Annotated in this window: 16 protein-coding genes and 1 tRNA gene; 13 read left to right on the forward strand and 4 right to left on the reverse strand. The window is 67.2% G+C overall.

Annotation, left to right across the window (positions count from 1 at the left end):
* Positions 1 to 24: 24 nt before the first annotated feature.
* On the forward strand, positions 25 to 855 hold the full coding sequence (locus G8760_RS00960) for a DeoR/GlpR family DNA-binding transcription regulator (RefSeq protein WP_166345335.1): 831 nt from the start codon (positions 25 to 27) through the stop codon (positions 853 to 855).
* Here the strand turns inward: G8760_RS00960 and G8760_RS00965 are convergent.
* Entirely contained in the window at positions 834 to 2,351 is a 1,518-nt protein-coding gene (locus tag G8760_RS00965) for a beta-N-acetylhexosaminidase (protein WP_166345338.1), read from the reverse strand. The two genes, G8760_RS00960 and G8760_RS00965, sit on opposite strands and share 22 nt — an antisense overlap.
* A 371-nt stretch (positions 2,352 to 2,722) precedes the next feature.
* Here G8760_RS00965 and G8760_RS00970 point away from each other — a divergent pair, with 371 nt between their 5' ends.
* From G8760_RS00970 to G8760_RS00995, 6 genes are read left to right on the forward strand one after another with little or no spacing between them, the layout of a single operon-like run.
* Positions 2,723 to 4,663, forward strand: a complete 1,941-nt coding sequence (locus tag G8760_RS00970; protein ID WP_207781892.1) for an ABC transporter permease — start codon at positions 2,723 to 2,725, stop codon at positions 4,661 to 4,663.
* A 43-nt stretch (positions 4,664 to 4,706) separates the two neighbouring features.
* Entirely contained in the window at positions 4,707 to 5,966 is a 1,260-nt protein-coding gene (locus G8760_RS00975) for an extracellular solute-binding protein (protein ID WP_166345341.1), read from the forward strand.
* On the forward strand, positions 5,963 to 7,915 hold the full coding sequence (locus G8760_RS00980) for a discoidin domain-containing protein (protein ID WP_166345345.1): 1,953 nt from the start codon (positions 5,963 to 5,965) through the stop codon (positions 7,913 to 7,915). Before G8760_RS00975 ends, G8760_RS00980 begins: the two co-directional genes overlap by 4 nt.
* Positions 7,916 to 10,210 (forward strand): FAD-dependent oxidoreductase, encoded by a 2,295-nt coding sequence (locus G8760_RS00985; protein WP_166345348.1) that lies wholly within the window; start codon positions 7,916 to 7,918, stop codon positions 10,208 to 10,210.
* Between the two features lie 47 nt (positions 10,211 to 10,257).
* Entirely contained in the window at positions 10,258 to 11,172 is a 915-nt protein-coding gene (locus tag G8760_RS00990; protein ID WP_166345351.1) for an SIS domain-containing protein, read from the forward strand.
* A 29-nt stretch (positions 11,173 to 11,201) separates the two neighbouring features.
* On the forward strand, positions 11,202 to 11,627 hold the full coding sequence (locus G8760_RS00995) for a hypothetical protein (RefSeq protein WP_166345354.1): 426 nt from the start codon (positions 11,202 to 11,204) through the stop codon (positions 11,625 to 11,627).
* Positions 11,628 to 11,648: 21 nt separating this feature from the next.
* On the opposite strand, the gene G8760_RS01000 is transcribed toward G8760_RS00995, so the two are convergent.
* Positions 11,649 to 12,509, reverse strand: coding sequence for a metallophosphoesterase family protein (locus G8760_RS01000; protein ID WP_166345358.1), 861 nt, complete (start codon positions 12,507 to 12,509; stop codon positions 11,649 to 11,651).
* 99 nt (positions 12,510 to 12,608) lie between these two features.
* Here G8760_RS01000 and G8760_RS01005 point away from each other — a divergent pair, with 99 nt between their 5' ends.
* From G8760_RS01005 to G8760_RS01015, 3 genes are all read left to right on the forward strand, one after another.
* On the forward strand, positions 12,609 to 13,388 hold the full coding sequence (locus tag G8760_RS01005; RefSeq protein ID WP_166345362.1) for an endonuclease/exonuclease/phosphatase family protein: 780 nt from the start codon (positions 12,609 to 12,611) through the stop codon (positions 13,386 to 13,388).
* A gap of 3 nt (positions 13,389 to 13,391) precedes the next feature.
* A complete protein-coding gene (locus tag G8760_RS01010) occupies positions 13,392 to 14,234 on the forward strand; it encodes a DeoR/GlpR family DNA-binding transcription regulator (RefSeq protein WP_166345366.1) in 843 nt (280 codons plus the stop codon).
* A gap of 105 nt (positions 14,235 to 14,339) precedes the next feature.
* Complete coding sequence (locus G8760_RS01015) at positions 14,340 to 15,893, forward strand: right-handed parallel beta-helix repeat-containing protein (protein ID WP_166345369.1); 1,554 nt, start codon at positions 14,340 to 14,342, stop codon at positions 15,891 to 15,893.
* 433 nt (positions 15,894 to 16,326) lie between these two features.
* Here G8760_RS01015 and G8760_RS01020 read toward each other — a convergent pair whose 3' ends face one another.
* Together G8760_RS01020 and G8760_RS01025 are read right to left on the reverse strand one after the other, a co-directional pair.
* Positions 16,327 to 17,292 carry a hypothetical protein gene (locus G8760_RS01020; protein WP_207781893.1) on the reverse strand — a complete coding sequence of 322 codons (966 nt, stop codon included), beginning with the start codon at positions 17,290 to 17,292 and terminating at the stop codon, positions 16,327 to 16,329.
* A gap of 289 nt (positions 17,293 to 17,581) precedes the next feature.
* Positions 17,582 to 17,674: transfer RNA gene (locus tag G8760_RS01025), tRNA-Ser, on the reverse strand.
* A 154-nt stretch (positions 17,675 to 17,828) separates the two neighbouring features.
* Here G8760_RS01025 and G8760_RS01030 point away from each other — a divergent pair.
* The 3 genes from G8760_RS01030 to G8760_RS01040 all read left to right on the forward strand — a co-directional run bounded on the left by G8760_RS01030 (position 17,829) and on the right by G8760_RS01040 (position 20,389).
* Positions 17,829 to 18,167 carry a YciI family protein gene (locus G8760_RS01030; protein ID WP_166345372.1) on the forward strand — a complete coding sequence of 113 codons (339 nt, stop codon included), beginning with the start codon at positions 17,829 to 17,831 and terminating at the stop codon, positions 18,165 to 18,167.
* Positions 18,164 to 19,426 carry an RNA polymerase sigma factor gene (locus tag G8760_RS01035; RefSeq protein WP_166345375.1) on the forward strand — a complete coding sequence of 421 codons (1,263 nt, stop codon included), beginning with the start codon at positions 18,164 to 18,166 and terminating at the stop codon, positions 19,424 to 19,426. Before G8760_RS01030 ends, G8760_RS01035 begins: the two co-directional genes overlap by 4 nt.
* 162 nt (positions 19,427 to 19,588) lie before the next feature.
* On the forward strand, positions 19,589 to 20,389 hold the full coding sequence (locus G8760_RS01040) for an SDR family NAD(P)-dependent oxidoreductase (protein ID WP_166345378.1): 801 nt from the start codon (positions 19,589 to 19,591) through the stop codon (positions 20,387 to 20,389).
* The last annotated feature ends 28 nt before the right edge of the window (positions 20,390 to 20,417 follow it).

Genomic DNA, 20,417 nt, shown 5'->3' on the forward strand with positions numbered 1-20,417 from the left:
GACGACGCGGAGGTCCACACGTTCATGGAACCACCACGCAGCACCCGCCGCGGCACCCGAGAACGGCACAAGATCCTCCTCCAGCTCCTGCGCCAAGGCACCACCCATGTCGAGGAACTCGCCGCCGAGTTGGCGGTGTCACCGTCCACGGTCCGCCGCGACCTCGGGCGACTCACCGCGGACCGCCAGGTGGCCCGCACGTACGGCGGCGCCGTTGTCCCTGAGACGTTCCACGAACGACCCATCGAGGAAAGCGCCCGGGTCCAGTTGCAGGCCAAGGCCGCTATCGCCGCCGCCGCCCGGCCGATGGTCGGCGCCGGCGCGACGGTCTTCATCGATGCCGGCACCACCTGCGCGGCGCTGGCCAGGCTGCTCGCCGGCGAAGACTGGCACGACGACGGCCCAGTGGTAGTGACTCGAGGACTGGAGACGGCCACCACACTCGCCTCCTCGTCGGAGGTGGACGTCGTGATCCTGGGTGGGCGGGTGCGCCGGCTCAGCCATGGAGTGGTGGGGCCGCTGACCGATCTGGCGCTGGAGCGGCTGTCGTTCTCCGTGGCCTTTCTCGGCGCCGACGCCGTCGATCCGGCCCGCGGGATCGGTGAGCCGACGCTCGAAGAGACCGCGGTCAAGGAGCGAGTGGCCGCCCGCTCGCAGCAGGTGGTGGTACTCGCCGACGCCAGCAAACTCGACGTACCCGAAGACCTACCGGCGTGGACGTCGCTGTCTGCCGGTTGGACGTTGGTCACCGACGCCGCCGGCTCCACAGGCCTGCGGGAACGCTGCGCCGCCGCAGGTGTCACCCTGATCCATGCGGTTCGGCCGGGCTCCGCTCAGGTGTCCAACGGCCGGTAGCCAACCCCCAGCGCGTCCAGTCGAGTCACGTGCACCCGCAGGCTCCGCAGGAAGTCCGGGTACGCGCCGCCCGGCCGCCATACCGTGTCGGCGAATGCGCAGAGCCGCGGGAAGAGCATGTATTCGGCGAGCCCTGGACTGTTGATGTATTCGGTCCACAGCTGCGCCTGTGCGCCTAGAACATGGCCAGAGGCGGGCAGGTCGAAGGCGTGCACCGTCTCCAGCGGCACGTAGCCACCAATCGCCAGCGGCTCGGCGTGGACGTCCATCGACTGGTTGTAGTTCAGGTACAGATGCTCGGCCGGGGTGAGGACGACGTCCGATCCGGATCGCAGCGCCGCGTCTACCGCTTGGCCGCCGCGCCAGGGCATGACGACGGTCCCCTTCGGGACCGGTCCGGCGGCCAGGATCTCGTCCCAGCCAACCAGCCGGCGTCCGGACTCGGCCAGGAAGTCCGCGATCCGGCCGGTGAACCAGGTCTGCAGGGCGTCCTCGTCGGACAGGCCCAGGGTCCGCATCCGCTCCTGGACGGCGAAGCTGGCTCGCCATTCGTCTCGGGGCACCTCGTCACCACCGCAGTGGATGAACTCGCTGGGGAAGATCCGCAGCACCTCGTCCAGCACATCAAGGCAGAAGCGCACGGTGGGTTCGGTCAGGTTGAGCACTTGGGTGCTGACGTTCCACCGGCGCCTGACCTCGGGCTTGGCCAGGCCGTTGCCCAGCTCGGGGTAGGCCGCGATGGCGGCTTGCATGTGGCCGGGCATGTCGACCTCCGGAACCACGGTGATGAACCGGTCGGCGGCGTAGGCGACGATCTCCCGTAACTCCGCGGCCGTGTAGAAGCCCCCGTGCGGTTGCCCGTCGTAGCGGAGGTCCCACTCTTCGAGGGCGGTGTCGTGGCCGATGACCGTCTCCGGGCGCCAGGCGCCGATCTCGGTCAGCCGCGGGTATCCCGGAATCTCGATGCGCCAGCCTTGGTCGTCGGTGAGGTGCAGGTGAAGGACGTTCAGTTTGTGCAGAGCGAGCAGGTCGAGCAGCCGTAGGACGAACTCCTTGGGCATGAAGTGCCGGGCGACATCCAGCATCACACCGCGCCATGACACCCGCGGGTGATCGACGATCCGCACTCCCGGAACGTGCACCGGCCAGGATCGGCGCTCATCGGCGAGTAGTGAAGTTGGCATCAGCTGAGCCAACGTCTGAACGCCGTAGAAGGCGCCGGCGGAGTCCGCTCCGACCACCTGGATGTGGTCGCAGTCGACCGTGAGCCGGTAACCGTGGGCGGGTAACCCGGCCGGGTCAATGGTGATCCGGACATCGGCTCCGGCGGTGGTCGCGGTGTTGGGCGCATGTCCGACCAGACGCTGCCAGGCGGCGCCGGCCCGGCCCGCACCCGGGTCGACGGCGACCGTGGTGTCCGGCGTCAGGGTGAACGAGTCGGTCCGGGGTTGGATCCGGACCGGTTCGGGGATCAGTGCGTAACTGGCGGCCGTCATCACTACGCCACCTCTCGATGAGCGATCGCGCAGTCTTGCGCAACATTTCGTGGCGTTTCACGCACATCCGCCTCGTTGAACCTGACACATTGGTCCATCCACAGCACCATGGACTCCCATCTCTTCGCCGGTCACCGACTATTTACCCAGGTGACCTTACTCATTCATTGGTTGCCGCGAGGAAACCAGGCGAGAACACCTAGATGACTGATTCTGCAAGAAACCTACTCTAAACGCTTGACATCAATCGGACGACCTTGGAGCATGGCACCCAGACGGGTGCCCCGCGTGCGCTCCAGCGCCACGTCGCCAACCGCCACAAGCGCAACCAGCCACTCAAGCCGTAGCCACGGATCAATGGAGGAAGACGGGTGGAGAATGCCGCACGTACCCAACCCCCGGACGGCGCCCTTCAGCCTCGGGAACCGAGCGGCGAGCCACCCCCGCTGACGCCCGGGCGGCGCCGGCACTCGTTGTGGGAGCGGTTGACCCCCCTGCGGTGGTTGACCCCCAGCATCGCGGTGATCAGTCTGGTCGTCGCGTTCCCCGCCGCCTATATGGTCTGGATGTCGTTCCTGCGCATCGACCGGATCGGCCAGATCGACGGCTTCACCGGACTCGCCAACTACCGGCGGCTGTTCGCTGAACCCGCACTACCTCAGATCATCGGCAACACCGCACTCTGGCTCGTCGTCGTGGTCGGCCTAACGGTGCTGTTCTCGCTCGGGTTGGCCCAGTTCCTGTCGAAGTCGTTCTTCGGGCGACGGCTGGTACGGCTCGCCTTGATCGTTCCGTGGGCGGCGTCGCTGGTGATGACGGCGACGGTGTGGCGATTCATCTACGAAGGCGGCAACGGGCTGCTCAACCGGCTGCTGATGGACATCGGGCTGCTGAACGCGCCAGTCGACTGGTACAAAGACCCGTCGGTCGCGTTCTTCTCCATCATGGCCGTCGGGATCATCACGTCGATCCCCTTCACCACCTACGTCCTGCTCGCCGGGCTCCAGACCATCCCACACGAGGTCCTCGAAGCCGCCAAGATCGACGGGGCCGGTCCCTTCGCCACCTACCGGCACATCACTCTGCCGCTGCTGCGTCCGTCGATGCTGGTCGCGTTGGTCCTCAACATGCTGCACGTGTTCAACGCGTTCACCGTCATCTGGGTCATCGCCGGAAAAACCGCCGGCCACCACGCCGATACCACCGTCACCTGGATGTACAAGATCGCGTTCACCGTCCAGCTCGACCCCGGCGAAGCCGCCGCGCTGGCCGTCCTGAACGTCATCTTCCTGAGCTTGCTGGTCGCCGCCTACGTGCGGATCCTGCGCCCGGACCGCGACGTCACGACGGCCGCATCCGGGGCCGGCCCGACCCGTCGGGCGGCGGTCAGGGCGGCCGTCAGCGGCTGGTCGGAACGGGTGAACGCGGCGGTACGCCCAGCGTTCGCCCCGGCGCGCCGAGCCATGGTTCACGTCGGGCGCGGCTGGGCCCGGATCCGGCCGGTCGGACTGAGCGTGATCGGCCTGCTCATCTCGGCGTTCTTCCTCGCGCCGTACGCCGCGATGCTGCTCGGCTCACTCAAGAGCCACGCCGAACTCTTCGCTGTCCCCGCGCCGTACCTGCCACAGGAGTGGACGTGGTCGAACTATGTCGACGTGTGGGAACGGATCCCGCTGGCCAGCTACTTCCGGGTCAGCCTGACGGTGGCGCTGGTCGCCACCGCCGCGGTCCTGCTGATCGCCGCCCCGGCGGCCTACATCCTGGCCCGCTCCAAGTTCCGCGGCCGCGCGGCCTTCCTCGGCATCGTGCTGGTCACCCAGATGTTCCCGGCCGTCGCGCTGCTCATCGGCCTGTACCGGCAGGCGCTGTTCGTCGACGGGGTCCACACCTTCTGGTTCATCATCACCGTCAACACGGCGTTCAACCTGGCCTTCGCGATCTGGATCATGCACGCGAACATCAGCTCGATCCCGGCCGACATCGACGAGGCCGCCATGATCGACGGACTGGGCCGCTTCCGGATCATGCTCCGGATGATCCTTCCGCTCGCGGCACCAGCGCTCATCACGGTGACGATCTTCACGTTCATTCAAGTGTGGAACGAGTTCGTCATCGCACTCACGCTCTTCAACGACCCGGCCAACAGCCGAGTCCCCCTGACGGTCGGTGTCCAGCAGTTCATCGGCCTGTACGAAACGAACTATCAGTACCTGTTCGCCGCGGCGCTGATGGCGATCATCCCGGCCGTCATCCTCTTCGCCTTGATCGAACGGCGCCTGGTCAGCGGACTAACCGCGGGCAGCAGCCGTTGACCTACCTCCGATTCCACCCCACACCACCACGAGGAGAACGCACATGCAGACACGACGAACGCCATGGACGACGTTCGCGGTGCTCGCCACCGGCACCGCACTGCTGGCGGCCGGCTGTGGCGGCGACGACACCAGCAGCAGCACCGGCGACGGTCAGTCGATCCGGCTCGTGGTCGCCCAGTACACCGAAGGAACTCAGCCCTACTGGGAAAACCTGATCGACGCGTTCGAGGACGAACATCCCGGACATACGGTGGATCTACAGGTCATCGACTGGGGCAATCTACGCAGCCAGGTCAACACCATGGTCCAGACTCAGCAACTCCCCGACATCCTCAACATCAACCTGTTCGCCGACTACGCCGACGCCGGGCTGCTCTACCGGGCCGACGAGGTCATGTCGGAGGAACGACTGGCCGACTTCGTTCCGTCGTTCGCCGAGAACGCGTCGTACGACGGCACCCAATACGCCTTCCCCTTCGTCGCCACGGTCAACGGGATGTACTACAACACCACCATCCTCGACGAGGCCGGGCTGGACGGCCCACCACAAACCTGGGACGAGTTCCGCGACGCCGCCGAAGCGATCGTCGATCTCCCCGGCGACTACGTGCCCTACGCCCTAGCTCTCGGCAGTGAGGGCGGCACCGGGGAGTTCGGCACCTGGGCGCGGTCCAACGGCGGCGACTGGATGATCGACGGCGAATGGACGGTCAACGGCGAGCGCAACGTCGAAACCCTGGAGTTCCTCAAAGAGCTCACCGAGGACGGCTTCACTCAGCCGAACCCGGGCCAGACGAACCGGGCCGATGGAACCTGGCCGCTGTTCGCTCAAGGCCGGGTGGCGATGGTGTACGCGTCGTTCGGTACCCGCGCCTTCATGGAGCAGGTGGAAGAGGCCGGCATCGACTACGGCGTCGCCACCCACCCCACCAACCACGGCACCGAGCCGTCCACCCATGGCATCCAGGACTATCTGATGGCCTTCCGCAAGGACAACAACCAGCAGGCGGTGACGGACTTCCTCGACTACTTCTACCAGCCGGAGAACTACGCCGAATACCTGCGGGTGGAAGGGCTGCTGCCGACAACCGAGTCCGGTGCCGATGAGTTCCGGGACGACGACGAGTACGGCCAGTACGTCGAGCTGCTGGAGTTCGCCCGCTTCGACCCGGCCGCCCAGCCGGTGTGGGCCGAGTTGCGTGGAACACTCGACAGCGACCTCGGCACCGGGGTCTCCTCGAACACCGACCCGCGCGAGCTGCTCGACCGAATCCAGGCCATCGCCGAAGCTGGGGCGTGATCACGATCGTGGGCGCCAGGACGATCACCGCAGGCGCAGTGGCGCTGCTGACCGGCCTTGGCCTGGCCTCGCAGCATGGCACCGCCGGCGCGGAGGCATCCAGCGCTGGCGGGCCAGCCGACGGCCGGGACACCGTCACCTTCACCGTGCACGCACCACCCGACACCGCAATCAAGTCGGGGCGGGCCACGATCCGGCTGGACTGCGGTGGCCGGCCCGCGGCCCGAGCAGTCCTGGTCGCTCCGCACGCAACGCACAAGGTGACACCGCTGCGCGGCGGCGGAACCTGCACGGTCGCCGTAGAGTCGCCCGCCCGAGACGGTTTCACCGATGAGGTCGGCATCACCGTGCGGGCGAGCGACGAGGTGGTGGAGCGGCACCTCGCCTACACCGCCGACGGCACCACGAGGTCCAGGACGTTCCCGCTGCCTGACGGCGATCTCACCGTCGACGTCACGCTCGGCTCGTTGCCAGCCGACGAAGTAGGCACCCCGCTGAAGACCATGGCCTTCAACATCTGGCTCGGCGGCCGGCTGGAAGGCCGCCACGAACATGGGCTGGAGGAGCAGAATCTCGAGGAGTTGCTGGAGTTCATCCGGCACGAGAACCCGGACGTGCTCTTCAGTGTCGAGACCTACGGCGCCGGTGAGCTGATCGCTGAAGCACTCTCCGAGGGCCAACCCGCGGGCCGGGAGTACACCGGCATCCAGATCACCCAGGAACCGGGGCAGGCACCTGCCCGCGACAACCTCTGGCTGTTCACCTGGCTCGACGTCGAGGAGATCTACCCCCGGGTCGACGACGCCCGGCTCACCTCGTTCAACTTCGGCGGTGCCCGGCTGGGACTACCCGACGGCGGCGCCGTACACGCCTTCACGGCGTGGCTCTGGCACGAAGGCAACAGCTGGTCGCCGACGACGCAGTCGGCGATGGAGATCGCGATGGGGCTGGACCGTACCTATTCCAACGACGACCTCATAGCGACCGACGCACCGCGGCGGATGGAGATGGCGCGGACCCTGCTCGACGAACGGATCTCGGAGTATGTCGGCGACGACGACTCCCCCGTCATCATCGGCGGAGATCTCAACACCCAATCCCATCTGGACTGGTCGGAACGGTTCGCTGAAGCCACCGGGCGTGAGGGTATGGTGCTGAACTGGCCGGTGACCCGCGCCTTCGCCGAGGCCGGATTCACCGATACCTACCGGCATGCCAACCCGGATGCGGCCCGCTACCCCGGCCGGACCTGGGCTCCGGCACATTCCTTCATGTACTCGCCGACGCGGATCGACTACGTGCTGACCCGCGGCGCGGACGTCCGCGTCCTAGGCTCGTCGACGCGTAGTACCCGGCTGCCCGCACACCAGGGCAGTGTCCTCGACGAGTGGTACCCGTTCTACTCCGACCACTCCGCCGTCGTCACGGAGCTACTCATCCGTGGGGGCGGCACCGGACCTGACGGACCAGCAGATTCCGACCCGCAGGAGCCTGGTGTCCCCGTGGTCTGGCCAGCCGACCCACCAGGCACTCCAGTGCCAGCCGCGCACCTGACAGCGGTGGCCGACAGCGAGACGCCGGGTTCGGCCGGGCGCGCCGTCGATGGCGATCCTCGCACCATCTGGCATTCGCGGACCACACCCGACCCGCCGGATACCCATCCACATACGTTGACCGTCGACCTCGGTGGCGAGCGAACCCTGTCCGCCGTCCGGTACCAGCCGCGGCTCAACGGCTTCAACGGCATCGTCACGCGCTACCGCATCGAGGTCAGCGACGACGGGGACACCTTCCGTCGGGTGGCCTCGGGAACGTGGGCGCGTGACTCATTGCCGAAGGATGTCGAGCTGCCCGACGTCAGCGCGCGGTACCTCCGATTCGTCTCCGAGTTCGGGGTTGGTGGCTACACCGCGGTGGGCGAGCTCATCCCCTACGAACAGGAGTCCTGAATGCGGGTCACCGAACACACCAGCGACGTCACCGTCGTCGGTGGTGGCCTGGCGGGGGTGTGTGCGGCGATCGCCGCCGCCCGCGCCGGGGCGCGAGTGGCGTTGATCCAGAACCGGCCGGTCCTGGGTGGCAACTCCAGCAGCGAGGTCCGGGTCTGGGTCTGCGGCGCCACCGCCGCCGGCCGGCAGCGTTATGCCCGGGAGAACGGCATCGTGGGTGAGCTGTATCTGGAGAACCAGTACCGGAACCCGGAAGGCAACCCGATCTTCTGGGACATGGTGGTTCTCGACGCCGTCCGCGCCGAACCGAACATCTCGCTGTTCCTCAACACCGACGTGCGCATCGTCGAGGCGGACGGGCCCGCTGATGCACGGATGATCCGGTCGGTGACGGGCTGGACCATGGGTTCGGAGCGGCAGACCCGATTCGTATCTCCGATCTTCCTGGACTGTACGGGCGACGGCCTGGTCGGCCACCTGGCCGGCGCCCGGTACCGGATCGGGCGGGAGGCGCGGGCCGAATTCGGCGAGAGCTGGGCGCCCGAAGAGGCCGACGAGTTGCTGCTCGGGAGCACCATCCTCTTCTACACCAAAGATCTCGGCCGGCCGGTGGAGTACGTGCCGCCGGCGATCGCCAAAGACATCACCCAGACCCCGATTCCGGAGCGTCGGATCATCCGGGCCGGCGACAACGGGGCAGCCTACTGGTGGATCGAGTGGGGCGGCGAGGTCGACACCGTCCACGACAACGAACGTATCCGGGACGAACTCTGGTCGGTGATCTATGGCATCTGGGACTACATCAAGAACTCCGGAAAGTTCGACGCGGACACGATGACCCTCGAGTGGGTCGGGACGGTTCCCGGCAAACGCGAATACCGGCGGTTCATCGGGGATCACGTCCTCACCCAGAACGACATCATCGACCAGCGGCCGTTTCCCGACGCGGTCGGCTACGGCGGCTGGTCGATCGACCTGCACCCACCCGGTGGCATGTACTCCGCGGAGGGTGGGGCGGCCCAGTGGTATCCCGACGGCACCTACGACATCCCCTACCGCTCGTTGTACTCGGTGAACACGGACAACCTGCTCTTCGCCGGGCGCAACATCTCCGCATCCCACGTTGCTTTCGGCAGTACCCGCGTCATGGCCACCTGTGCGGTGCTGGGTGAAGCCGCGGGGACCGCCGCCGCCCTGTGCGCCGAGCGCGGGCTCACCCCTCGCGTGCTCGGCACCAGCGCCATCGACGACCTCCGCCGTCAGCTGGTCCGCCAGGATGCCGCCCTGGTCGGCGTGGTCTACGACGACCCCGCCGATCTGGCCGGATCGGCCACCGTCTCCGCGTCGAGCACCCTCACCGAGCTACGGGTCGATGTCTCGACCGGCACTCAGGATCTCTCCGTCGACGCTGGGCTTCTTTTACCGGCCGACCCTGGACTCGACGGACTCGACCTGCTCGCCGACGTGACGGAAGACGGAGCCGGCACCGGTCTGACCGTCGAGGTGTGGAGCACTGGCCGGGCCCAGAACTACGTGCCGGCCCGTCGTGAATCCGTCGTCGAAGTGCCGCTCACCGCCGGAACGGCCCAATGGATCCCGATCCCGGCGCGATGGGAGCCGGCCGACCCGCAGAACGCGTTCATCATCATCCGGGCCCACCCCCACGTCCGGCTCCACGTCGCCGATCGAGCACACAGCGGCAGTCTCAGCTTCGTCCGCGACGTCTCCAAACGGCTCGACGACGGCGGTGTCGACGTCGCCGAGCAGGAGCAGCCGGTAGTGGAGTGGGTGCGGCGGTCGCGCCAGCGCAGCAGCTACTGCTTCCGGCTGCGTTCGGCCACCAGGGCGTTCGACGCCAGCCACGTGGTCGGCGGATACGCCAGGCCGTTCGGTGGCCCGCGGATGTGGGCCTCACAGCCGCTAACCGACGGGCCCGAGCACCTTGACCTGGCCTGGCCCGAATCAGTCACTATCGGAAGAGTCGAGTTGATCTTCGATGATGACGTCAACGAGTACATGAACAACCTGCATTTCCACCGCAGCCCGTTCCGGGTGATGCCGGAGGTGGTCGGTGCCTACGAACTACAGGCCGCCGGGGAACGCGGCTGGGCGACGGTCGCCACGGTCGAGGACAACCGCCTGCGACGGCGGGTCCATGACGTCGGCCCGCTCGCCACCTCACGGCTTCGCCTTGTAGTCAACGCGACCAACGGTGCGCCATGTGCACACGTCGTCGCGGTGCGGGTCTACGCACCCCCTGCCGGCTCCGCCGAAGCGGCCCGGCCGCCGTCGTGATCCCACCCGGACCACCCGACGGCAACGAACACGCACTGGAGGTTTCCTTGACGAGCACCACCCACGTTCACACCGAGATCAACACCCAGCCCGACTGCTGGCGACGGGCAGCCGAGCTGGCGTTGACGTCGGCCACCCATCTACCCAGAGCAGGTGAGCGAGTCGCGGTGGTTGGCTGCGGCACGTCGTGGTTCATGGCTCAGGCCTACGCGACGCTGCGGGAACACCGGGGCCAGGGGGAAACCGACGCGTTTGCCGCCTCGGAGTTCCCGGCCGGGCGACGGTATGACCGGATCGTGGCCATCACCCGATCGGGAACCACCAGTGAGGTCCTCGATCTGCTGCGTGACACCTCACCGCATACCCCGGCCGTCGCGCTGACCGCCGACGCCGCGACACCTATCGCCGACCTCACCAGCGACCTCGTCGTTCTCGACTTCGCCGACGAGAAGTCGGTGGTCCAGACGCGCTTCGCCACCAGTGTGCTGGCCCTGCTCCGCAGCCATCTCGGCGACGAGATCGACACCGCTCGCCGGCAGGCCGAGGAGATCTTGGCCGGTCCCGCGGACGAAACCCTGACCCGCCACCGGAGGTTCGTCTATCTGGGTCAAGGATGGACGGTCGGCCTCGCCCACGAGGGAGCCCTGAAGATGCGTGAGGCCTCGCTCGCGTGGGCGGAGTCGTATCCGGCGATGGACTACCGGCACGGCCCGATCAGCCTGGCCGACTCCGACGGCGTCGTCTGGTTCGTCGGCGGCTCCGCACCGGTCGGCCTGATCGACGAGGTGCGCGCCACCGGGGCACATGTCGTCGCCGATCGGCTCGATCCGCTCGCCGATCTGGTCCGAGCCCAACGCCTCGCGGTTGCCGCCGGGCTGGCGAAGGGCCTGGACCCGGACCGGCCGCGCAACCTCAACCGGTCCGTCGTCCTCGAGGACACCGCTCCCGCACCGCGTCCGTGACGTGACCACCGCGCCCGTAGAGTAGCGGTGTGAGTGGTTCGAGCTGGCGCGACGAACGCCGTGCCGCGCTGGCAGCGCAGGCCGCCGCGCTGGACCAGCGGCGCGCCGCCGAGACCGCGCAGGCCCATGAGCTCATCGCGGGTTTCGTCCGCGCCATCACCGCCACTGGTGAGCCACCCACCCGGCTGCGGGCCACGGTGCCGGATACCGGCGCGTCCTACCGCACCAACCTCACCGGGTGGTACTTGCGCCGCAACCGGACCTTGGCCGTGGACGCCGACGCGTGCTTCTACATCCTCACGGTGCCGTCGAGCCTGACGTCCAGGATCTTCGGTGTCCGTCTGGTTCCCTCCGACCCGCCGCTGGTTGTGGGCCGGGGCGGGCGCGACGGCGAGTCGATACCGCTGGAGAAGCTCCTCAGGTTACGCCTGGAGGCGAACGAGTCGGCAGGCTAATGACGCGCGGGCGGGGAGCGGTCAGCTCGATGTCGGCCAGGAGATGCGGCCCGTGCGCTCCTCCGGTGTGCCGAGCGAGAATCCTTCGGCGGGCGCCACGTCCATCTCCGCTTCCCAGAAGGTGAGTGAGCCACTACCGAGCACCGTCGAATACGTCAGGCCCCGAGCGTCGAGGTCGTACACGCGATAACTCGACGCACCGGGGCCCAGCCCGCCGGCGGTCATCTGCACGCAGTGCGGGGCGATCCGGCGCACCGAGTTCACATGCACGTGGCCACCCGCGTAGACAGCGACGTTGCGGTGTGCACGAATCAGCTCCAGCAACGCCGGCGCGGTGGTGGGTAGATAGGCAGCCGAGCCGAACTCGCTGGATACGGGCACCTCGCGGGTATCGACCACGGGATAGTGACCGCAAAGAATCACCGGCCGGGTATCGGCGCGGAGCAACCGCTCCAGGCGGGGCAGGACGCCGTCCGGATCACCCTCGCGCAGCCCGATGCCGATCACCCGGACCGGGCCGGCGTCGCGGGTGATCACCGGGCTCGGATGGAAGATGGTGCCGAAGTTCGTCTCCGGGTAGGGGGCGTCTTGATAGGCCTCGTTCTCCGGGTTGTCCGCCGCCCGCGCCGGGCTGGGGCCGAGATCATGGTTTCCCGGCACGACGAGCGTCGGCGCGTCCAGCCCCTCGATCCAGTCCCTGGCCAGCACGAGGTGGTCCCGGTACCGGCCCCCATAGTTGGTCACGTCCCCCGTCACGACCACCAGGTCAGCAGCGTGACGGGAGATAGCCGTCCGATCACGTTCGAGCGAGGCCATCAACCCGGGGAAGCGCCGCTCTGGCGCCGGCTCGATGTGCAGGTCAGAGATGTGAACTATCCGCATGTGCGCCATTCTCCTCATTCCGCCCCGGGAACGCGACTGCTCGTTTCCTACCAGAACTAGCCCGTTTATGATTGAATTAGGATACAAACGATTATAAACATGCACTACTTCTGTTCCCGTCGCTCGAACCAGGAGGCTCCCCTGAGCACCCAGATCCTGACGTTCAACATCAGGCACGGCGAAGGCATCGACGACCGGCTCGACCTCGAACGGATCGCTCACGTCATCGAATCGACCGACGCCGACATCGTTGCCCTCCAAGAGGTCGACCGGCACTTCGGCGGCCGCAGCCGATTCCTCGACCAGACCTGGTGGCTGGGCCGGCGGCTAGACATGACCGCCATCTACGGTGCCGACCTGGCTCTGCCACCTCCGGACATCGGCCGACCACTGCGCGAGTACGGCAACGCGATACTCAGCCGCCACCCGATCGTGAGCTGGGACCACGTTCCACTGCCGGCCTGGCCAGGCCACGAGTCGCGAGGTGTGCTGCGCGCATCGATCATGGTCGACGGCGATGAACCCCTCTCGGTATGGACCGCGCACCTCTCCCACGAGAACCCCGACCAGCGGGTGGAACAGGCCCGCGCGATCACGCGCATACTTCCCGACCCCCTCACCCGGCTCGTGCTCACCGGTGACATGAACGACGTCCCCGGCAGCGGCACCATGGCCGAACTCACCCGGTCGTTGACCGACAGCTGGGCGACCCATCACGACGAACCGGGCGGCACCTACGACTCGGTGAGCCGCTCCATCCGCATCGACTACGTCCTGACCGCACCCGACCTCGACGTAAAAGCCGTGGAACTGGTGGACGTCGGAGACGCATCGGACCACCTTGCCGTCATCGCGGAGATCGCCATTCCCAGGGAGTGAACCATGCCACGCGCCACCCGCCGCCGTTCCGCCCGCATCTCGGCCATCGTCGACCGGCTGGCACGGGGGGCCAAGGTGAACGTGCGCGAACTGGCCGGCGAATTCGGGGTGTCCGCGGGGACCATAAGACGTGATCTGTTACTACTCGAACAACAGGGAATTCTGTCGCGCACGCACGGCGGCGCCGTGTCCTCCGGCCGATCCACCCGCCCACCAGTTCCCTTTCGGCGCGATCACACGGACGTGAAGCGAGAAATTGCCGAACGCGCCGTCCGGTCCATTCCACACGGAAATATAGCGGTGGGACTCAATGGCGGCAGCACCACACTCGAAGTAGCGCGGTTACTGGCCCGAAGAATTGGCCTCATGGTCGCCACCAATTCACTCAGCATCGCCACCGAGTTGGCCGGACATTCATCCATTCGATTGTGGCTGACCGGTGGCATCAACCGGTCGAGCTCGCACCAACTCGTCGGCCCGGACACCATCCGTTCCCTCCACCGGATCACCGTTGACGTCGCCATCGTCGGAGTCGACGGGGTCACCGCTCAGATGGGCTTGACCATCGACGACGACGCTGAAGCCGCTGGTGCTGCCGCCCTCGTGTCACGGGCCCGCCGCGTGGTGGTCGTCGCCGATGGCTCGAAAGTCGGGCGAGTCACGAGGACCCCGGTCAGTCCAATCACCGACATCGACGAGTTGATCACGGATGCCACCGCGAATGCAGCCGAAGTTGATCATATTCGGCACCACGGAATCACCGTCTCAACCGACGGCGAAACACAAGGGACTGACCATTACTTGAGAATGCGCACTTCACATTGCGCACTTTCGACTCACACATAGACGGCGCTATTAGCTAGTCCGCAGAATAGTTCTGTCCGGCGCCGGACGTAAGAGCGGGTCCTTCCGCAGCACTCAACGCTGTCCATAAACCGAGGGAGCGCAAACATGTGGAGATCGAACCGCCCATCGTCCGATCCGACTGATTCCCAGCACCTACACCGCTCGCGGCGTTCACTGATCGGTGGAGCGCTGATCGGGGGTGGCGGCCTCGCCGCCGGTGCGCTGCTTTCCGCACCACCAGCCGTGGCCGCACCACCGAGTTGGAAACGGTTCGGTGTCGAACACCCCGGCGGCGAACCAGACGAGACACAGATCCAGCGGGCGCTCGACGCCGCCCGCGACGCCGATGGCGGGCACGTCAACGTCGGCCCCGGCGTCTGGCGGATTCACAACCAGCACCTGCGCATCTATGCCAACACTCGACTCACCCTCGCGCCGGGAACGGTCTTGCTGCGCACCGGGGCGTTGACCGCCATGCTGAGCAACGGGCCTCGCGATGGTTCCGACACCACCACCGAGGGCTACGACGGCCCTGGCAACATCATCGTCGAAGGTGGCGTGTGGGATTTCAACGCCCGGGAGGTTCCCCGCCCCGGCTGGGGTTTGGTGTTCGGTCACGCTGCCAACATCGTCGTGCAGAACATGGAGATCCTCGACGTCTCCGAATGGCACGCCATCGAATACAACGCCATCTTCAACGGCGTCATCGACTCGTGCACCACGGTTGGTTCCATCGAACGGCCATCAGCGGCGTGGAACCAGGAGGCGGTGAGCATCGACCTCGCCTGGCCGGGACTACAACCGTTCGGCGCAGCCGACTACACCCAGAGCAAGATGATCCGGATCACCAACAACTACTGCTCAGGTTGGCCGACGTTCGCCGGCGATCACAGCGGTTACACCGGGTCCAGCCATGAACAGTTCATCATCGCCAACAACACGATGGAGGATCTGTCCTACTGGGGGGTCAGCATCCGCAACGTCAACGGGGCGGTGATCACCGGCAACACGATGCACAACGTCGGCGGCGGGATCTGGGTCCGGCCCCACGACGACCCGAACTACGACAACCACCGAGCCAACAACGGCATCGTCGTAGCGGACAACGTCGTCGACACCACCACCCGCGACGAAGGGATCCGAGTCCGGGGAATCGTCAGCGACGATCTCGGCGACGGGCGGATCTACGGCAGCTCCGTCACGGGCAACGTCGTGCGCAACGCCGAGCTGACCGGGATCGTCGTCCGCTGGGCGCCCGAGGCACAGGTGAGCAACAACACCGTGCTCGGCTCGAAGCGGCACGGCGTCGAGGTACTCGACTCTCCCGCGTCCGTCGTCTCCGCCAACTACGTCCGCGACCTTCACCAGCACGGCATCGCCGTCACCGGGGGCGACGGCCACCAGGTAAGCGGCAACTCCATCGCCAACGCGGGCCGGTCGGGCACCGGCGCCGGGATCCACTTCGCGCGCGCCACGACGGCCAACGTCCAAGGCAACAAAATCACCTCGGTGTCACCGAGGCCCGCCCACGCGATCTCGTCCGACGCCGACGCCGCCGACCTCTTCTACACCAACAACGACGTCCGCGGCGGCTACGCCGACACCCCGTTCGACCTCAACGGCGACGGCCACACCGACACCCCCGGCAACCTCACCTAACCCCGTTGTGCACCTGATCTCCGTTTTGTCACCTGATCTTTTCCACGGCAGCGATCAGGTGTGCTGAACGCGGGCAACGGCTCGCCGTGCTGCATCTGATCGTCTCCGCGATGTGGACACTCGATGATCAGGTGCACAAACGGGCCGATTTTGGCCTGACGTGCATCTGATCATCGGTGCGTCCACATCGCGGAGACGATCAGATGCACAAACGGAGATCAGGTGCACACAGATGACTGCCGTACCCACGAACCGACATTCAGAGCGTGACACGGTGAGCGCCTCCACAAAGGGCGCATAGCGGGCACGATGACCGGCGTTCAACGCACCACGGGTATGCCCCGGCAGCGGTTGATGACACCGTCGTGCGCCAACGCGGCGCCGACGGTGCAGTGGTGAGCCAAGCCCCTACGACTGTGGCGCGGCGTCCGATTCACTCGTAAAGGACGTATTCGGGCAACGGATCAAGCGCGAGCACCTGCTCCGGCGTCATCAGCGGGCCGTGCCGAGCATCTTCCTCGAAGAACAGCTTGAAACCCGCGTGGACGTGGTCCGGTGTCGACGGAACGATGCGGTCCCAGGTTGCCTCCTTGTCCGCCTGGGCCCCGATCCCGTCGACGCTTTTCACCAGCACCACACCGGGATGGTCACCGAGGTCGGCCTCGTCGCGAACAACCGACGGGTGCACCTGGTGGAACACGATCACCTTCTCCGGTAGGTCATGTTCGGCGACCAGATCCGAGACGTACGCGGCAACGTCGTCGAGTTCCTCACCGGTAGTGCTGCCATACGTCCGGCCGGGCACCTCGCCGTCACCGACGGCCCATTCGGGGTCGAGGGCCAGGCCGACATCCGGCTCCAGCAGCCACTCCTCCAACAGTTCGACGTCGTCAAGGAAACTCGACCGGCCCGGCTGGATGTTGAGCAACAGCAAGGCGCCGTGTTCCCGTGCGGCCCGCAAGTAGTCCTCGATCACCTCGTCCGGCTCGATGGTTCGGTACAGCCCGCTAGATGTCGCCGAGTTGTGCGCGATGACGGCGATCAACTCGTAGACCGGCAGCGCCGTGCGGCCGTCGACTTCGTAGTCGGCGAGCATCTCGTCCAACGCGTCGGCGGCACCGTCGAGGTCATCCGCGTCGAGCCGCCCGAACGCCGGGGACCGGCCGCCCGAGAAGCCGACCAATCGGTGCTCGGGAAAGATCGACTCGGCTCCGCCCGGCAGCGTCGACGGCTCCTCCGCCGCATCGGACTCAGCCTCGGCATCAGCACCACCATCCGGGTCCGGATTCGGTTCGCCTTCCGGGGCGGATTCGGTGGTGTTCGGCGACGGCTCATGGGGCTGATCGACGACCGGATCCGGATCGGAGCCACACGCGGCGGCGAGCACTGCACAGGTCACAACAAACGGTACGAGGTGGCGTGTATCCATCAGTAGCGAGTCTGCCTGGATCGGTGCGAACAATGCCACCTCGGCTTCAGAGCTCAGCGGGGTCGCTGGTGCGCTGAACGCTCGCTGGAAACCGCGACCCGGGCCGATCAAACGAGGATTCACCGCACTAGGCCGGTTGATCCCACCATGACGAAGGGCTCGTCGGATTTCAGTGGGTAGACCGCCCGAAGAACTATCGGCTGCCGAGACCGTGGCGGCCGCACACGTCGGCAGCGGCCGCCACGGCCGGACACGTCCGCGGAGGGCATGGGATTCGAACCCATGAGGACGGAGAGGGCCCCGCCCTAGAACTTTTCAAGAGTTCCCCGTTCGGCCACTCCGGCAGCCCTCCCGGCATAGGCAAGTGTGCCACGAACCTCCGGGTCGGATCGACTATGGCGGCTTGGCCGCCGTCGCTGGCGGGGACCGTCGGACATCGTCCACGGTGAGGCTGGATCCTTTACTATGTCCTCCTCCGACAACCCGTCCGACCAACGGGAGAACCGATGCGCTTCGTCCTTCTGATGTGTGACGACGACGCATCCTGGCCCACACCGGAGGAGATCGCGGCCGACCCCGAACACCAGAGCTGGTCGGCGCAGATGCGCAGCCGCCGGATACTCGTCGACGGCGGACAGCTACGGCCCAGCACCGAGGCCACAACCGTGCGGGTGCGCGGCGACGAGACGCTGGTCTCCGATGGCCCGTTCATCGAAACCAAAGACTTGATCGGCGGGTTCGCCGTGATCGAGTGTCCCGATCTCGACACCGCCATCGAGGTCGCCGCCAGCCACCCCGTCGCCCGGTCCGCCGTCGTCGAGATCCGGCCGTTCTGGGAGACGTGACGGACGAGATACAAGCCGCGGTAGCGGCGGCGTTCCAGGACGAGTGGGGCCAGGTCGTCGCCACCTTGATCAAGCTGACCGGAGACTGGGACCTCGCCGAGGAATGTACGCAGGACGCGTTCGCCGTGGCCGTCGACCGGTGGCGGCGAGACGGCGTCCCGCGTCGGCCCGGCGCGTGGCTGACCACCACCGCCCGACGGAGGGCCACCGACCGGCTGCGCCGCGACGCGGTGGGGGCGGCGAAGCTTCGGCTGCTGGCCGCGTCGGCCCGCGGTGACCCCAGCGCCGAACTCGCGAACGACGAGGTAGACAGCGACGAATACGGCGACCACCGCCTAGAGTTGATCTTCACCTGCTGTCACCCGACGATCCCGTTCGAGGGCCGGGTGGCGCTGACGTTACGCACCCTCACCGGCCTGAGCACCGCTGAGATCGCGCGGGCTTTCCTTGTCTCCGAGTCCACGATGGCGCAACGGCTCGTGCGGGCCAAGCGGAGGATCCGCGAGGCCGGGCTCCCCTACGTGGTGCCGCCGGCCGCGGACCTGCCGGAACGGACCGCGGCCGTGCTCGGGGTGCTCTACCTGGTCTTCAACGAGGGCTACGGTGCTACCAGTGGTGCCGACCTTGTCCGCCGAGAGTTGAGCGCCGAGGCGATCCGGCTCGCCCGCCTCGTGGTGCACCTGATGCCCGGTGAACCCGAGTGCCTCGGGCTGCTGGCGCTCATGCTCCTGCACGACGCCCGTCGGACGACGAGGGTGGATCGCACCGGCATGCTGGTGCCGCTCGACGAACAGCGCCGCGCGGACTGGGACGCAGCGAAGATCGACGAGGGGGTGCATCTACTCGACACCGCGCTCAAGCTCGGCCGACCCGGTCCTTACCAGGTACAAGCGGCCATCTCGGCGTGCCATGCCACGGCCGCGGACGTGACGGACACCGACTGGTCGCAGATCGCCGTGCTCTACGAACGGCTGGCCACGCTGGCCCCCTCCCCGGTAGTGGAGCTCAACCGTGCTGTCGCCGTGGCCATGGCCGACGGCATCCCGGCCGGCCTGGAGCTGGTCGAGGCGCTGGAGCGCGACGGTGCGCTCGCCGGCTACCACCTGCTGCCGGCCACCCACGCCGACCTACTCCGGCGGGCGAACCGCCCTGCGGAGGCGGCCACGTATTACCGGCGGGCGCTCGACCTCGTGGGTACTGAGGCCGAACGCCGCTACTTGCAGCGGCGCCTGGCCGAGGTGACCGCCCCCTCCCCATGATCATGAACACTTTGCCGTGTTATGGCACGGCAAAGTGTTCATGATCATGGGGAGGGGGGCCGCGGGGAGGGAGGGGCCGCGGGGAGGGTGTCGAACCTGGGCGGGCCCGTTCGTCGGTGAGGTAACCCCACGACGGGGACCAACACACCAACGGAGGCACAGGTGCTACTCGAGAACAAGAACGCCGTCGTGTACGGCGCGGCCGGTGCGGTCGGCGGAGCCATCGCCCGGGCATTCGCCCACGAAGGCGCCACCGTCTTCCTCGCCGGACGCACCCAAGGGCCGCTAGACGACGTGGCCCGGGAGATCCGGCAGGCCGGAGGGCGAGCCCACCCGGCCGTCGTCGACGCGTTGAACGAACCGGCCGTCGACAACCACCTCGCGTCGCTGATCGGCCAGGCGGGCCACCTCGACATCTCGGTGAACGCCATCGGCGTCGACCACGTCCAGGGTGTCCCGCTCGTCGAACTGGCGGTCGAGGACTACGCCCTCCCCATCCAGACCTATCCGATCACCCAGTTCCTCACCGCGCGGGCTGCCGCCCGGCACATGGTCGACCAGGGCTCGGGTGTCATTCTCACCATGTCGACCACCGCGGCGCGGGTCTCCCTCCCCTCCGATGGTTTCGGCATCGCTTGTGCGGGGGTGGAGGCGCTGTCTCGGCAGCTAGCCGGAGAACTCGGCCCGCACGGCATCAGGGTGGTGTGCCTGCGCCCTGATGCGATCCCCGAGTCAGCCCGGCGCGGCTCACACACCCGCAGCGTCTGGGGCCGGGCGGCCGAGCGCGCCGGAATGACTCTGGACGAGTTGCTCGACGGCTCCCCCGGGATGTCCGGAGCACTCCTGCAAAGATCCCCGACGTTGCGCGAGGTAGCTGACGTCGCCACCGTCATGGCCTCGGACCGCGTCACCGCCATGACGGGCACCGTCGCGAATGTCACCTGCGGGGCCATCCTCGACTGACGACGGCCCGCGGCCGGTCGGCTACGGC

Origin of the sequence: Phytoactinopolyspora limicola (assembly GCF_011320225.1) — a bacterium.
Classification (GTDB): Bacteria; Actinomycetota; Actinomycetes; order Jiangellales; family Jiangellaceae; genus Phytoactinopolyspora; species Phytoactinopolyspora limicola.